This is a genomic window from Compostibacillus humi, assembly GCF_014637175.1.
GTDB classification, from domain to species: Bacteria; Bacillota; Bacilli; order Bacillales; family Amphibacillaceae; genus Oceanobacillus; species Oceanobacillus humi.
Genome location: NZ_BMEV01000165.1, coordinates 1 through 608, shown reverse-complemented (window position 1 = coordinate 608; position 608 = coordinate 1). Strand labels below are relative to the sequence as shown.

The window sequence follows — 608 nt, the reverse complement described above, 5'->3', positions numbered from 1 at the left end:
CCTTTTGGAAAGCAAAGGGTACGTAGCCAATTCGTTAGGTTGTACGCTAATAGACTTAACATCATTTTGACTTCATTTACCTGGAAAGAATGGCTGTTCATTTTATCCAGATAAGCTTCCTTGATATAGTTCTCCATCGTCCCTCTTTTTTGATAAGAACGAACGATAGTTTCTGGAGTGAATGCATCTTTTAAATTCGTTACAAAAAAGGAATGGGTAAAAAACAGTTCACCCGCAGGACGAACAGATTGTACGATGACTTTTCTTGACTTCGACCATGATTTTGCCTGGTATTCGATTTCCTCATAATAGCATTCAGACATGGAAACATCTGATATCTCCGTTGCTGGATGTAATTCATCTGCCATTCGCTGTAAAATAGCGTTTGATTTTAGACGAATCACGTAATAGACAGACTCATCTTCACATAAGTCATACAAAGCCGGGACAGCAAATCCACTATCTCCACGTAAAAACGGTGTGGTTTCTGGAAAATTTTCATTGTAGTGTTCAATAAGTGGTTTTACAAAATCAACGACACCATTGGAAGTATAAACATTTCCTGGTCGTAGCTTCGCTTTAAGGAAATCGCCAGTGATACCATCAAA

1 protein-coding gene is annotated in these 608 nt (G+C 38.3%); it reads right to left on the bottom strand.

The genetic code is table 11. The annotated features are described in order from the left end of the window. Positions 1 to 608 (bottom strand): IS1380 family transposase (locus IEV18_RS17125; protein WP_188393527.1); only part of this gene is annotated, 608 nt, incomplete at both ends.